Origin of the sequence: Kribbella sp. CA-293567 (assembly GCF_027627575.1) — a bacterium.
In the GTDB taxonomy this organism is placed as follows: domain Bacteria; phylum Actinomycetota; class Actinomycetes; order Propionibacteriales; family Kribbellaceae; genus Kribbella.
Genome location: NZ_CP114065.1, coordinates 3,556,737 through 3,569,694 on the forward strand (window position 1 = coordinate 3,556,737; position 12,958 = coordinate 3,569,694).

Below are 12,958 nucleotides of genomic sequence, written 5' to 3' on the forward strand. Positions count from 1 at the left end.
TCACCGTGCGGTGACAGCGCCGGGCACGCGCCCGCTGCTGTCACCGCACGCGGCGTCTGCAGCTGCTCCGGCCACTCGTGTACGCCGATCCGGCTCCAGCTTGTCCTGCCACCGCAGGCATTCGTCGATCGCCTCGGTCAGCAGCCGCCGCAGCAAAGCGTCGGTCCGCGACGAACCGGACCGGACGATCGCCCGAACCGCGGCGGCGATCGAACGCGGCGCTGCCCGGTTCTCGTACGCCGTGCGCCGCGGATGCGGGCGCGACCCGAGGAAGGCCGCCGCCCGGCGCCGAACCTCCGACGGCACGGCAACCTCCGGCGGGCGCGAGTCCCCGCCGGCCGCCTGCTCCAGCTCCGCCAGCACCTGCTCGGCCCGAACCAACGCGACCACGAGAACGAACTGATCCGCCGCGGAGGCCGACTCCATCGCCGTGCCCACGCACCGCACCACCAGCGCCGGCACCAACCGCGGATCCTCGCTGGTCAGACCGACCACCGACGGAATCAACGGAACCAGCGCACCGCGCCCCTCGTCGGTCGTGCAGTCGTTGACCTCCCGGGCCAGCGCGGCGAGCAGCGGATGCGTACAAGCCGGATGATCGGACCACCGCTCACCCGCCAGGAACGACGCGAACTCCATGAAGCACGCGCCGTTGGCGGCGCTGCGATGGCGTCCCGGCGAAAGCACGGGAACGCCCGTCAGTTGTTCACCAGCGGGCTTTCGGCCCAGGTTCAGGTTGGGAAAGAAGGACACGGTCACACACCGTCCTTGCCGTTGAACGACAGCCACCACGGTCCGCTTCTTCGACACCATCAGCTGCCGCGCCCCACCGAGGAGGCACCCGCTCGGTACCCAGCCGTCCGCCGTGCATTCCCGCCGGAAGCCGGCCGATGTGGTCAGGGCAACCGCGACGACCCGGTGTCGTACTCCGCAATGTGAACCCGTTCCCGCTGGAATGCCGTGACTGGTACGACGGTTGCCTGCTGGTGCTGCTCGGCTAGAACGGCCGGGCGGCGTTGATCTTCGCGACCATCGGGCCGAGGCCGGTGACGAGTTCTTCGACCTCGTGCGGCTCCAGACACGTGTACGCCGGTGCGGCCAGCCTGTCGGTGAGCTCCTCGATCTCGACCCTGAGCTTGCGTCCGGCCGGCGTGAACCAGCCTTCGCCGTCGACCAGCCCGCGCAACCGGAGACCGTCGACCACGGCGTCCAGTTGGTCGTCGGTGAGCGGATCGAGCCGGCCGAAGTCTCGCGGCTTCATGTCCCAGTAGAGCGCCTGCAGCACGTGCGATTCCTGCCCGTTGATGCCGGCCGCAACCAGAGCGGTCAGGTGACCGTCGCCGCGGTGCTCGCGCAGCAGGGTGGCCGCGTGCCAGAGACGGGGGAGCGGTTCTTCGGGGATCGGCAGCGAACGCAGCCCGGCGTACAGGAGTCTGCCCTCGATCGGTGCGTGGTACGCCGCTCTGGTGGCGAGCTCGGCGGCGCGCGCGATCACCGGGCTGTCGGCCAGTTCGCCCAGGATCCCGCGGAGCGCCGCGACGCAGCCGCGCTGCCGGGCAGCGAGGACGGCGTCCGGCGTGGCGACCTCCCACACGCTCGGGATACACGCGGCGACCTCGCCCGGCGCGAAGTTGTAGAACAAGGCGTCCACCACCTCGGCCGGCACCCGTCCGAGCGGCGCCGACCGCGAGGCGAAGTACAACGGCCAGAAGCCCTCGTACCCGAGTGCCTGCAACTCCTCGGTCGGCTCATCGGACATGTAGGCGACTTCGTGGATCGGTACGAACAGATCCTTGAGCCGCCGCGCCACGTTCTCCACCGCAGTACTCCTCGTTTCGAACCGGCCCGTCACCGGCCTCTCACACCTGCTACGAACCGCTCACTAGGTTTCCGACAACTTTCCCGGCCGGAACCGTATCGAGTTCAGAGAGACCTACCCTTCGCGAGAGGACTTCCGACCGTCCAGCACTCGACCGGGCCGCACAGGTCCGCGGCCGGACCTGGCAAGGCTTCGAGCACCTGGTCGCGGACAAGTGCGGCGGCCGAAGCACGCTGCTGACCGCGATCGACAGGGACACCGGGCCGCCGTACCGAGGGCAGTTCGGGCGGTCTTCCCCCGAACCTCTCGCGTGGCACAGTTGCCCGACGATGACGATCTTCACGTTCCACCTCGCGGAGCTCCGTCCGACGACGACGGCGGGGGCACTGTGGAAGGCGCCGACCGGAGCTGCCACGCCCGGTCTGCGGTACGCCGAATGCCTGGCGCTGATGCGCCTCGGAGCCGCGACCATCTCGCCGGCCCGGATGCAGTTGCGCCGGATGGCGATGTTCGCGCGGTGGGAGGACGAGGCGGCGATCGAGACCTTCCTGGCGGACGACCCGCTGGGCCGCCAGTTGGCAGCGGGCTGGCACGTGCGGATGCAGTTCCTGCGCCGCTGGTCGCGGCTGGCGGCGCTGCCCGACCTGCCGGCGAGAGCGGGGGAGTGGGACCCTGCCGAACCCGTCGTCGCGGTCACGCTGGCCCGGATGCGCCTGCTCGAAGTGCCGCGGTTCCTCAAATGGGGAAAGCCGGTCGAACGCCTGGTCCGCGACCACCCGGGAACCACGCTGGCACTCGCCGCGATGCGCCCGCCACGGACGATTTCCACGTTCTCGGTCTGGCGGTCCGTACGGGAGATGGAAGAGATGGTGCATGGCCACAGCTCCGTCGCGGCGCCCGATCGTCATGCCGTGGCGATGGCCGAGCGCCGGCGCAAAGACTTCCACCACGAGTTCGCCACCCTGCGCTTCCGGCCGCTCTCCGAGCACGGCTCATGGCAAGGGCGCAGCGAGATCGTTCCGCGGTAGCGCACTGCGCGCTGACTTGTGGTCGAGTCCTGCGCTGATGTCGCGAGGAGAAGATCGGCACCGACGTACCGGCGTACGTAGGAGCGACGAGAGGAATCACCGTGACCGAGTTTCTCAGTACCGGCACCGCTGGGCGGATCGCTTACGAGCGAGCAGGCGAGGGGCACCCGGTGATCTTGATCGGGGGCGCGATGCAGTTCCGCGCCGTCGATGAGCCGACGCGGGCCCTGACCGACGAGTTGTCCCGGCGAGGGCTCACGGCCGTCAACTACGACCGCCCTGGCCGCGGGCAGAGCACCGGGGCGGGGGCGTTCGGGCTCGATGCGGAGATCGAAGCGGTCAGAGCCCTGGTCGAGCAGGTCGGCGGCGCCGGCGCTCTGTACGGCAGCTCTTCTGGCGCCGCGATCGCCCTCGCGGCGGCTACATCCGTGCCCGGCATCACCGATCTTGTTCTCTGGGAGCCGCCACTGGGACCTGAGTCAGGCACGGACGGCGCCGAGTTCCTCGAGCGTCTCCGCTCCGCGGTGGGGACCGACGACGCGGAGCGGATCGTGGCGACTTTCATGGAAGGAATGCCACCGCAGTGGTACGACGGCATTCGCAACGGGCCCGACTGGCCGGCCTATGCGCAAATGGCGCCGACGCTCGTCGGAGACGCGGAAGCCCTGGCCTGGACCCAGTCAAGTCCTCGCGATCGCTTGTGGGCGAGCATCGACGTACCGACGACGGTGCTGCTCGGACGCGAAGCATTCGACTTCTTCCGCGAGGCCGCGAGCTCGATCGCCACGAGCCTCACCGACGCCGAGGTGGTCGAGCTCCCCGGCTCCGAGCACAGCTGGGAAGCCGCCGACCTGGCTGCTGCGATCGCAACCTGTCTGAAGGCCGAGTCAGCGTAGTCGGACCGTTTCGCTCAACTCGCGGCAACCTTGCCCGGCTGAACCGTACGGCGCATGACCGTGTTCTTCATCCCCTTGGCGCGGACGAACTCGAAGCCGGCCTCCTCGTACATCGTGCGGGTGCCGTTGTAGACGAAGGAGTTGCTCATCCTCTTCTCGCCGATCTCGTGCGGATATCCCTCGACCACCCCGCCACCCTGCGCTCCGATCAGGTCCAGCGCACCGGCCAGCGCCACCTTGGCGTAGCCCTGCCTGCGGTGGCGCTTGTCGACGAAGATGCAAGTGATGCGGTAGTCGGGAACGAGGTCGGCCTCGGCGTCGTACTGCTTGCGGTGATGGATGTTCGGGAGCTCGTCCGGAGTCCCGTACTCCGCCCACGCGATCGCCTCGTCACCGACCATCACCAGCGCCGCGTGAGCCTGCCCGGCCTCCACCAACTGCTTCTTCAGCGCCCGGTTGCCCTCGTACCCCTGCCCCCGCTCGGCACAGTCGGGCTGGAAGTAGATGCACCAGCATCCACCGAAGATCCCGTTGTGCCGCTCCACCAGCCCGGCGAACGCGTCCCAGGTACGAGCGGTCAACGGCTGAATCGAGTGGTCACCTGTCGTCATGCCGCCGATCGTAAGCAGCAGAAGCGGACGATCTACGTCCGCAGACCTGATCTGCCCCCAGATTGTTGCTCGATCAACAGCGGGTTGTCTGTTGAAGGTCGGCCCACTGCGCCGCGGCCGAATCAGAGATACGCTCCGCGGCTATGGACATGCTGAAGGGCGAGAAGATCGCCGAGGCCAACCTGACCGACTGGCGCAAGTTGGCCCAAGGCCTGCACGCCCGCTACGAGATCGACGACTTCAGCACCGGCGCCCGATTCGTCGCCGCGGTGGCCGAGGCCGGCGACACCCTCGGCCACCACCCGCGGGTGTCGATCGGCAACGGGTACGTCGATCTCAAACTGAGCACCGACGACGCCATCTACCGCGACGACGACGGCACCGAGTACGTCGTCGAATGGGTGACCCAGCAGGACATCGATCTCGCGCGCCGGATCACCGACCTCGCCGCCGACCACAAACTCGGCGCGGCGCCGGCCTCGGTCAGCGTCATCGAACTCGGCCTCGACACAGCACACTCCGCCACCATCGCCCCCGTCTGGGCCGCGCTCCTGACCGGAGACGCCGACGCCCAGGGCCGCGGAACCCCCAGCGACGAGATCCGGGACGCCACCGGCCGCGTACCGAACCTGTGGTTCGGCGACGCCAACGACGAGGACACCCCCGGCCAGCGTTTCCACCTCGAGGTCTACGTGCCCCCCGAGGTAGCCGCCCAACGAGTCGCCGCCGCCGTCGCCGCAGGCGGAACAGTCGTCGACGACAGCAACGCGCCCTCGCTCACCGTGATCGCCGACCAGGACGGCAACAAGGGAATCATCTGCGTCGACACCTCCGCAGCCCCGCTGGCGTAACTGCAGGAGCCCGGGGTGGATGCGGATGCCCGGCCCGCACCGTCCGGCCGGCTGGTGCGGACTCAGGCGTCTTCGCGGTCGGGGCTCTCCAGCCGGAAGAAGTTGCTCTGGGTTCCGTCGCTGGTCTCCTCCTGGTAGATGAAGTTCAGCCGTCGCTCGTCGAACGTGGCGAACCACTCGTCCCAGGAGACCTGGCGCAGGTCGTCGCCGGCGGAGCCGAAGTCGAAGCGCAGTACGCCGAGGTGGTCGCCGTGCTCGGTGCCTGCCACCGTGGCAGGACTGGCGCCGCGCTGCTCGGCCCATTGCCTGATGACCTGATGGTGGGTGGTGGCGAGGCTCCGTCCGGGTCGCTCGGGCTCGTCGTCCGGGGAAGTGACGTTCTGGGAGTACTTCAGCGACCGGGACGTCTGGTCGCCTGTCCTGAGCCGCCCGCCGTCCGGGCCCGCGTCTTCTTCCGTCTCGGCGCCCTCGCCTGCGCCGCCACGGACCTTGGCCACCTCGCGGACGAGTTCGTCCTTGCGCAAGGTCGAGCTGTTGGCGACACCGGCGTCCTTCGCTTCCTGCCGGAGCTGGTCGACCTTCAGGTCCCGCAGCTCGGTCTCGCTCACGTCAGGGGTGTCGGGTGTCTGGTTCCCGGCTTGCTCGGGCATCTCCTGCTCCTCTCACGTTCGGGTCGGACCGCCCTGTACCCCGGATCGCGGCTTGCACCGCCGGTAAATTCGTCCGGACGGGTTGCGCCGCACGGAAACCCTTCGTGCTCCCCGAGGTAGCCGCCCACCGGGTCGCCGCCTCGTCAACGACAGCAACGCGCCCTCGCTCACCGTGAAAGCCGCCAGGACGGTAACAAGGGAATCGACCTCTCGTAATGTGCGGTCACCGCCACACAGGCCTGTTGCGGAGGGAAATGGTGCTGAACTGACCGCAAAGGCCGTCCGGTCGCACTGGACGTCTGTCCGTCAGGTACCAGTGTCACGAACTATTGCTGAAGTTCGGCGGTGTCCTCGTGGCAACTCTGAAGAGATCGTCTCAGCAAACTTGGGAGTCAATCATGGCCTGTACGTGTCAGTGCGCCTGGTGCAAGGAAGCTCGTACCAACAACTTTTCCGACCACCGCTGCTCACAGATTCCGAAGTGCCCACAAAGCAAGTGACGCAAGCGCTTCGTCAGCCGTCAGCCGTCAGCGTTTGCCGGGCCGCCAAGCCGATCAGGCTCAACTGAACAAGTACGCGCGCGAGCAGGAACGGCTTCGCGCCAGGGCAGAAGAAGAGCGAAAGAAAGCGCTGATCGCCGAGTCCAGGCGTCGTGCGAGTGAGACGTCGCAAGGGAGATAGAGGCCACCGTACGCGGTTCTGATCGGTCCACGCCGTAGAAGGAGAATCTGTGATCGTGGACCGAATCAGCGGAGTACTCGGACGACGACAACAGAGGCATGCAGGCCCTGAGTTCACCGGCCTGCATGCCTCGCTGAAGGAGAGCAATGAAAGATGTCTTCGAATCGTACCTGCACGCCGTACTGCGACAGTTGTACCCGGAACCGGGGCAATGGGGAACCTTGGGATTCGGAAACCTCACGTGGTGCCCACCTGGTGTGGTGTTCACGTACGGCGGATCGGTCGCACGTCTCTCGGCTGGAATCCGTAGCGGGCTCCAGTTGTCGCCTGAACTGGTCGAGGCGGTAGCAGATCTGAACAAAACCTTCGTCGCTGGCTACTTCTGGCTCGTGCCGGGCCAAACCGACCATGACTGGCAGCTCTTCTGGGCAACCAAGATGCATTGGGACTACTTCCAGACAACAGACTCCTTGCTGCAGTGGATCGCCCAAGTCACCCAGGCTGCACCGGCGGTCCTGCAGGCGGCCGGCGAGAAGTTCGAGCGCTTCGGTGGGGCACCGTGGTGGAACGCGGGTGCCGACCCTGAGCCGCAAGCGATCCTCATGATGGCAAACGCTGCTTAGCGAATTCAATGCCGGCACCTGGCGCGCGAATCACGTCGATGACCATCACCGAAACTGGGACGTGGGGTTGCCGTCAGGCGGTGTGAGCCGGAAGGACCAGGAGCGTCCCGTCGCTGTGCTTCTCGATCTCGATCACGACTTCTGCCGTCGGGGCTGCTGCGGCAACTCCGTCACCGAGGGTTCTGAGTCGATAGGACGTCCCGAGCAAGCCATCGACCTGCCCTCGAGTCATGACCTTGTCGATCAGGCCCTGGGGAGGCCGCAACTCGAGAGCCGAAAGCCGTAGCAGGACGTTGTCGATGCGTGCTTCCAACTCGTCGATCCGCTGATGGTCGACCCGGAGGCTTCGGACGAAGTTCTCGAACGGGTTGTCAGGATCGCTCTGACCGGCCTCCACACCCTGTAGGACAACTACCCGGCGCTTCAGCGCGATGGCGAGGGCCGCCAGTTCGATATGGGTACGGAACTCCCCGCCGTCTTTGCTGATGCCGGCAAACACAGCCTCCAGATCGGAGATCTCTACGCGGTTGTCGACGATGGCGCCGAGCGCGTCCTCCCACTTCTGCACTCGGCGGGCGGCCTTCTCCGTCGCCGTGCTGATCGCGTGGACAGCCGAGTCGAGGCCGAGTGACGCTCCTACCTTTCCCCGATCCAGCAGCAGCGCGGTGGCCTTGTCGATGGCGTCGCGGCAACCATCGAGCTCGCTGCGCTCCTGCTCCAATCTGTCGTCGTTCAGCTTCTCCAGCAGGTCGGCGATGTGCTCGATCGCCTTCTGCCGCTGCTGATCGGCGTACGCGCTCGCCGCGACCGCGATCGCCATCAAAACCAAAGGCGCGGCGACAGTGAACGCAGTTCCCGCAGCGACACCTCCTGCGGCGGTGCCGGCGACCGCGGTGCCGGTGGCTGCCTTTCCGACGGGGATCATGGTTGCCTTCGCGACCGCTACGTTGGTGGTGGCATCAACGATGGTGCCGTACACCCCGTTCGCGACAGCCTTGGACGCCATTGGCTTCACGAGGCCTTTGCCGAGCTGTGCGGCTACCTTTGCCGGCACCACCATCCGGTAGAGGACCTCACCGGATTCCGCGACCTTCGCGACCGCAGACACGTTCTTCGCATTCGCTGCCACCAGGCGCGAGAGCTCCTGCGCGAGAGGGCTGATGGCGTCGAGCGGCAAACCCGCCGCTCGACCGCGTCTCTTCGTCAACGGATGGGCCTCCAGGGTTACCAAAGGAACCGACGAGAAGGCGGCGAGCGCCGTACGAAGCTCGGTCAGACGCTCCGGAGTGAGCATGCCCTCGTCTGCCAACGCCGGAATACTGGAGGTGCCGGCTGTGGCCAGCGTCCAAACGGGCACGGGCTGGGTGTCTGCGTCGCTCATGAATCTCCCTTGGTGAGGATGCAAACCATAACTGCAAGCGCCGACAGATGTTGACTCTCCGCTGCCCAGCCAAGTCGAGCAGGCGCGGTCGAGGTTGTCGTCTCTCTGCCGAGGCGAACGACCAACGTGATCGTCGGAAGTCTGACGTCGAACGCGGTCCTGAAACTCGTCTGGCAGAACGTGATCTCGACACCAGATCCGAAGTCGAAGCGCAATACGCCGAGGTGGTCGCTGTGCTCGGTGTCTGCCACCGTGGCTGCACGGACAACCCCTTCGTACGCGCTACCGGGCTGCCCGGCTCGCGTCTTCGACGATGCCGTCGGCGACCTGACGCAGTTTGATGTTGCCGGTCTGCGAGGTGCGCACCAGGTAGGCGAAGGCTCGGTCGCTGTCCAGGCGGTGGCGCTCCATCACGACGCCGATCGCCTGCCCGATCCGGGCGCGGCTGGTGAGCGCTTCGTTGAGCGACGCGTGCTCGCGGCTCCAGCTCAGGGCGACCGCTACCAGGTTGGCGAACAGTCCGCCCAGCAGGCGGGACTCGACTGTCAGCTCGTGGGATCGCGTTGAGTAGAGGTTGACGCCGCCACGGGCGTGCGGTTCGGCGTGGAACTGGAAGCCGAGTTGTGATCCGATGCCGAGCTCCTTCGCGGCCCGCGGTCCGTACGTCGGCCAGCGCAGATCGGTGGCGATGTCCTCGACCTCGACCACCGGGGTGTCGAGGACGACGTCCAGGCACGGGCCTTCGCCCAACTGGTACTGCAACTCGTCCCCGCGCAGCGCCAGTTCGTCGGTCGGGGCGAGGGTGTGGATCCGGCCGTCCTTCCCGGTGATCGAGATGCTGACGAAGTCCACTCCGGGCACCGACTCGGCGGCACCGGCGGTGATCACGCCCAACGTGTCGTCGAGATCCATCGGGAACCGCAAGGACGTGGAAACGTCTTCCATCACCTCGAGCAGGTACGGCAGCTCCATGATCAGCCTGCCTTTCATGCGGGTCAGCGGAGTACGACCGGACGACGCCTGTACCCCGGGCCACACCGCCGACACCTCCCGTCAACCGGGTCGAAAGCGCCTCGACCTCGACCGGGTTTGCAAGCGATCCGCCGGGGAACCACGCGCTGGCAACCGGTCGGGCGAGGAGGAGCGATGGGGCGATTGGCTGGATGGCGGCGCGGACGCGCGGCAGGTCTCGTGGTCGTGTTTGCCGGCTTGCTGGTCGTGGGCGCGGGCTACTCCGCGCTGGTACCGGACCAGTCGGCCGTCGCGGCCGACCCGACCCCCGCGCAGTCACAGCAGATCGAGGAGGGCCGGAGGCTGTTCGCCGTGGGGTGTTCGAGCTGCCACGGACTGAACGGTGAGGGAGCGAACAACGGTGAAGGCCGGCTGGCCGGGCCGTCACTGATCGGGGTCGGTGCCGCGGCGGTGGACTTCCAGGTCGGCACGGGCCGGATGCCTGCGGTGCAACCGGGCGCGCAGATCCCGCAGAAGCCGCCTACGTACGAGGACGAGGAAGTCGAGGCGCTCGCGGCGTACGTCGCGTCCCTCGGGCAGGGGCCGGCGGTTCCCGCGGAGTCGGCGTACAACATCGACAACATCACTCAGGAAGAGGTGGCGCGCGGTGGGGAACTGTTCCGGACCAACTGCACGGCGTGCCACAACTTCGCCGGCCGCGGTGGGGCACTGCCGAACGGCCGGTACGCGCCGTCGCTGATGGACAGCTCCCCGCGGCACATCTACGAGGCGATGCTGACCGGTCCGCAGCAGATGCCGGTGTTCTCCGAACAGGTACTCCAGCCGCAGGACAAGCGCGACATCATCGCGTACATCGAGAGCCTCGAGCAGCAGCCGGACTACGGCGGGTTCGGGCTCGGGCGGATCGGCCCGTTCGCCGAGGGCGCGTGGGGCTGGCTGGCCGGGATGGGAGCCCTGGTCGCGGCGTGCGTCTGGATCGGCAACAAGGGCGTCCGCTCCTGACACAACTCTCCGGCCGCCGGCCGGATCAAGGCTTGCCCGACCGCTTCGCTACTGCCGCGCTTTGGCCACAGCCTCGGAGACGATGCCACTCGCGACTTCGTGGAGTTTGATGTTGCCTGCTTGGGAGGTCCGGATCAGGAAGGCGAAGGCGCGCTCGGAATCGAGCTGGTAGCGCTCGACGACGATACCGACCGCCTGGCCGATCATGGTCCGGCTGTCCAGCGCCTGATGCATCGTTCGGTCCTGGCGACTCCAGCCAAGAGCGGTGGCGGCGAGGTTCGCGAACAGCAGAGCCAACTGCCGGTCTTCAGCGCTGAACCCGTGGGCTCGTTCGGAGTAGAGGTTGAAGCCGCCGCGCACATCCGGTTCGGCACGGAACTGGAACGCGAGCTGCGCGCCGATACTCACCACCGCCCGCCAACTGGCCGAACTCGTTCGCCGCGCGAGGCCCGTAGAGCGGCCAGCGCGGGTCCGTTCGGACGTCGTCGACCTGCACGATCGGCTCCTCCAGTACGGCGTCCAGGCAGGGTCCTTCGCCGAGTTCGTACTGCAGCTCGTCGCTGCGGACCGCGAGGTCCATCGGAAACCGCAGCGACAGCGCGACCCGGTCCATCACGGCGACGAGTTCTGGAAGCTCCATCGCTTCGGTCCGATCCCAGCCACGGCCGCGATACGGCAGGCTGCGCTCGTGAGAACCGAAGGATGCCTCAGCTGATTGCTGGGAACGAAAGGCCACCGGCGACTCCACCGTACTCCGTCGGAATCCGGCCTGCGCAGGAAGAACGGTGACCGGATCGCGCACTCCCGGGACGGCCTGTGGCGGCCTCCCGGGAGCCTGGCGCGATGGTCAGCAGTCGGAGCCGCGGCTGTACGTCGCCGGGCCGGGGTACTGCGCCCAGGTCGACTGGCCGAAGCGGGCCTCGACGACCACGCCGTCGCGGATCTGCTCGTAGTGCAGGTGTGGCCCGGTCACGTTTCCGGTGCCGCCGACCCGGCCGATCTGCGCACTGTCACTGACCCGGGCTCCGACGCCGACGGCCCGGTTCTGCAGGTGCGCGTAGAGCGTGTGCCAGCCTTCGCCGTGTGCGATCTCGATGTAGTTGCCGTACCCGCCGGCGTCGAACGCCGACCGGACCACCGTGCCGGCCTTGCTGGTCTTCACCGGCTTGCCCAGATCGGCGTCGCCGGCACCCCAGTTGAAGTCCAGCGACCAGTACGACGGGCTGTGGCCGCCGCGGCTGGCACCGGACCAGTTTTCACCGCAACGGAACGGCACCCGCAGTACCGGCCGGACTCCGGCCATCGTGTCGAAGTCGGCCGCGGCCTGTGCAGCGGCCTTGCGCTCGGCGGAGACAGTCGCGCGCTGAGCCTGGTAGCTCTGCGCCGCGGGCTGGGCGTCGGTCGGCGTCGGCTGAGGTGCGGCCGCCGCGGCCGCCGGTGTGAGGATCAGGGTGGCGAGCAGTCCGCCGGTCAGAACGTGTTTCATGGCGCTTCCTCCTGGGGCGGTGGAGATGACCGCCTCACCATCGAGGCCGCAGCCGTCCCCGGCAACCCCTGGCATCAGGTTGCCCACCGATTGCCCAGACCGCGGTACGGGCGGGCAACGCCAAGTGCACTTACAGGTCAGCCGGTCAGGGGCGCGCGGGGTCGGATGGTCTGAGGGGCGTCACGGTGGCTTTGTGCCCAACGCGGGGAACCACTGGTTGCAGCGAGAGCTCGGTCTGGCCGGTGGTGCGCTCCAGATGGCGCAGGATGATCCCCTCCCGCAGCGCCCAGGGACACAGCTCGACCTCTTCGACGTTCAGCGCCTTATCGACTGGACCACAGCCTCGACCACCCGGCTGACTCCCTCCGGGCTGAGGGCTCCGTCGGCGGTGATCTCCTCGCCGAGCAACGTCGGCTTCTTCACCGCCAGCGCGGGCAACAGCGGCGCACCCGCAGCCACATCCACGATCTGCAACTGCGCGGAATTGGAACCGAGGTCGAGAACACCCAGACGCATGACTGCCAGTACCCAGCGCGCCCCCGAGTAATAGCCGGTTCACCATCTCCCGCGAGTGTCCGATTGCCTCGAGCAACAAGCTCGCCAGGCGTACCGAAACGCCTGTCAGGGTGTGGGTGAGTCCGGATCCGTGGTGGGCTGTCCCATCGGCGCGTCCCCTGCGACCGTTGGATCGGCTGCCAGGTCGGGGTCGCGCTCACCGGCCGCCTTGGGATAGACGAGCCGCTCATCGCCGGTCCGGCCGGTGCCCGCCGCCGGCGTACCGAACTCGGTCGGCTCAGCCGATTCCTGTTCGTTCTCGCTGCTGTCCGGGTGCCCAGTGGTGGGTTCCATCTTCAAGCTCCTCTCGGTCGAGGAGGAGTCGGTACCCCGATTGCGAGACCCGAACCGGGTTTCCAGCCGATGTCCCGAGCCGGTGTGGCACCGGCTCGGGACATGTCCA

Annotated in this window: 15 protein-coding genes; 5 read left to right on the top strand and 10 right to left on the bottom strand. The window is 67.6% G+C overall.

Translation table 11 applies throughout. The features are described from left to right. Window positions 1-759, bottom strand: a complete 759-nt coding sequence (locus OX958_RS16455; RefSeq protein ID WP_270138615.1) for a hypothetical protein — start codon at window positions 757-759, stop codon at window positions 1-3. A gap of 238 nt (window positions 760-997) precedes the next feature. Continuing rightward, entirely contained in the window at window positions 998-1,819 is an 822-nt protein-coding gene (locus tag OX958_RS16460) for an SCO6745 family protein (RefSeq protein WP_270138617.1), read from the bottom strand. A gap of 329 nt (window positions 1,820-2,148) precedes the next feature. Here OX958_RS16460 and OX958_RS16465 point away from each other — a divergent pair, with 329 nt between their 5' ends. Continuing rightward, a complete protein-coding gene (locus OX958_RS16465) occupies window positions 2,149-2,847 on the top strand; it encodes a hypothetical protein (RefSeq protein WP_270138619.1) in 699 nt (232 codons plus the stop codon). 101 nt (window positions 2,848-2,948) lie between these two features. Then, window positions 2,949-3,743, top strand: a complete 795-nt coding sequence (locus OX958_RS16470) for an alpha/beta fold hydrolase (RefSeq protein ID WP_270138620.1) — start codon at window positions 2,949-2,951, stop codon at window positions 3,741-3,743. 14 nt (window positions 3,744-3,757) lie between these two features. Here the strand turns inward: OX958_RS16470 and OX958_RS16475 are convergent, their stop codons facing one another. Further along, window positions 3,758-4,354, bottom strand: coding sequence for a GNAT family N-acetyltransferase (locus OX958_RS16475; protein ID WP_270138622.1), 597 nt, complete (start codon window positions 4,352-4,354; stop codon window positions 3,758-3,760). Window positions 4,355-4,497: 143 nt separating this feature from the next. On the opposite strand from OX958_RS16475, the gene OX958_RS16480 reads away from it, so the two are divergent. Next, window positions 4,498-5,205 (top strand): 4a-hydroxytetrahydrobiopterin dehydratase, encoded by a 708-nt coding sequence (locus OX958_RS16480; protein ID WP_270138624.1) that lies wholly within the window; start codon window positions 4,498-4,500, stop codon window positions 5,203-5,205. Window positions 5,206-5,267: 62 nt separating this feature from the next. Here OX958_RS16480 and OX958_RS16485 read toward each other — a convergent pair whose 3' ends face one another. Next, window positions 5,268-5,855, bottom strand: coding sequence for a Rho termination factor N-terminal domain-containing protein (locus OX958_RS16485; RefSeq protein ID WP_270138626.1), 588 nt, complete (start codon window positions 5,853-5,855; stop codon window positions 5,268-5,270). Window positions 5,856-6,682: 827 nt separating this feature from the next. On the opposite strand from OX958_RS16485, the gene OX958_RS16490 reads away from it, so the two are divergent. Further along, window positions 6,683-7,159: a hypothetical protein gene (locus OX958_RS16490; protein WP_270138628.1), complete on the top strand. Its 477-nt coding sequence runs from the start codon at window positions 6,683-6,685 to the stop codon at window positions 7,157-7,159. Window positions 7,160-7,232: 73 nt separating this feature from the next. Here OX958_RS16490 and OX958_RS16495 read toward each other — a convergent pair whose 3' ends face one another. Together OX958_RS16495 and OX958_RS16500 are read right to left on the bottom strand one after the other, a co-directional pair. Continuing rightward, window positions 7,233-8,540, bottom strand: coding sequence for a hypothetical protein (locus tag OX958_RS16495; RefSeq protein ID WP_270138630.1), 1,308 nt, complete (start codon window positions 8,538-8,540; stop codon window positions 7,233-7,235). A gap of 282 nt (window positions 8,541-8,822) precedes the next feature. After that, entirely contained in the window at window positions 8,823-9,530 is a 708-nt protein-coding gene (locus tag OX958_RS16500) for a GAF and ANTAR domain-containing protein (protein WP_270138632.1), read from the bottom strand. Between the two features lie 156 nt (window positions 9,531-9,686). Between OX958_RS16500 and qcrC the strand changes: the two genes are divergently transcribed. Continuing rightward, window positions 9,687-10,514, top strand: a complete 828-nt coding sequence (gene qcrC, locus OX958_RS16505; RefSeq protein WP_270138634.1) for a cytochrome bc1 complex diheme cytochrome c subunit — start codon at window positions 9,687-9,689, stop codon at window positions 10,512-10,514. Between the two features lie 48 nt (window positions 10,515-10,562). Here the strand turns inward: qcrC and OX958_RS16510 are convergent, their stop codons facing one another. From OX958_RS16510 to OX958_RS16525, 4 genes are all read right to left on the bottom strand, one after another. Next, entirely contained in the window at window positions 10,563-10,922 is a 360-nt protein-coding gene (locus tag OX958_RS16510) for an ANTAR domain-containing protein (protein WP_270138636.1), read from the bottom strand. Between the two features lie 439 nt (window positions 10,923-11,361). Then, window positions 11,362-12,000 carry a M23 family metallopeptidase gene (locus tag OX958_RS16515; protein ID WP_270138637.1) on the bottom strand — a complete coding sequence of 213 codons (639 nt, stop codon included), beginning with the start codon at window positions 11,998-12,000 and terminating at the stop codon, window positions 11,362-11,364. 315 nt (window positions 12,001-12,315) lie between these two features. Next, the gene (locus OX958_RS16520; protein ID WP_270138639.1) at window positions 12,316-12,516 is read right to left on the bottom strand and encodes a hypothetical protein; all 201 of its coding nucleotides are present in this window, start codon (window positions 12,514-12,516) and stop codon (window positions 12,316-12,318) included. Between the two features lie 105 nt (window positions 12,517-12,621). Next, the gene (locus tag OX958_RS16525) at window positions 12,622-12,849 is read right to left on the bottom strand and encodes a hypothetical protein (RefSeq protein WP_270138641.1); all 228 of its coding nucleotides are present in this window, start codon (window positions 12,847-12,849) and stop codon (window positions 12,622-12,624) included. Between the last annotated feature and the right edge of the window lie 109 nt (window positions 12,850-12,958).

What these genes read in the sequence shown, in the direction of transcription:
- OX958_RS16465 (WP_270138619.1), top strand. Translation starts at nt 2,149, where the DNA reads ATGACGATCTTCACGTTCCACCTCGCGGAGCTCCGTCCGACGACGACG.
- OX958_RS16475 (WP_270138622.1), bottom strand. Translation starts at nt 4,354, where the DNA reads ATGACGACAGGTGACCACTCGATTCAGCCGTTGACCGCTCGTACCTGG.
- OX958_RS16480 (WP_270138624.1), top strand. Translation starts at nt 4,498, where the DNA reads ATGGACATGCTGAAGGGCGAGAAGATCGCCGAGGCCAACCTGACCGAC.
- OX958_RS16485 (WP_270138626.1), bottom strand. Translation starts at nt 5,855, where the DNA reads ATGCCCGAGCAAGCCGGGAACCAGACACCCGACACCCCTGACGTGAGC.
- OX958_RS16490 (WP_270138628.1), top strand. Translation starts at nt 6,683, where the DNA reads ATGAAAGATGTCTTCGAATCGTACCTGCACGCCGTACTGCGACAGTTG.
- OX958_RS16495 (WP_270138630.1), bottom strand. Translation starts at nt 8,540, where the DNA reads ATGAGCGACGCAGACACCCAGCCCGTGCCCGTTTGGACGCTGGCCACA.
- OX958_RS16500 (WP_270138632.1), bottom strand. Translation starts at nt 9,530, where the DNA reads ATGAAAGGCAGGCTGATCATGGAGCTGCCGTACCTGCTCGAGGTGATG.
- qcrC (WP_270138634.1), top strand. Translation starts at nt 9,687, where the DNA reads ATGGGGCGATTGGCTGGATGGCGGCGCGGACGCGCGGCAGGTCTCGTG.
- OX958_RS16515 (WP_270138637.1), bottom strand. Translation starts at nt 12,000, where the DNA reads ATGAAACACGTTCTGACCGGCGGACTGCTCGCCACCCTGATCCTCACA.
- OX958_RS16520 (WP_270138639.1), bottom strand. Translation starts at nt 12,516, where the DNA reads ATGCGTCTGGGTGTTCTCGACCTCGGTTCCAATTCCGCGCAGTTGCAG.
- OX958_RS16525 (WP_270138641.1), bottom strand. Translation starts at nt 12,849, where the DNA reads ATGGAACCCACCACTGGGCACCCGGACAGCAGCGAGAACGAACAGGAA.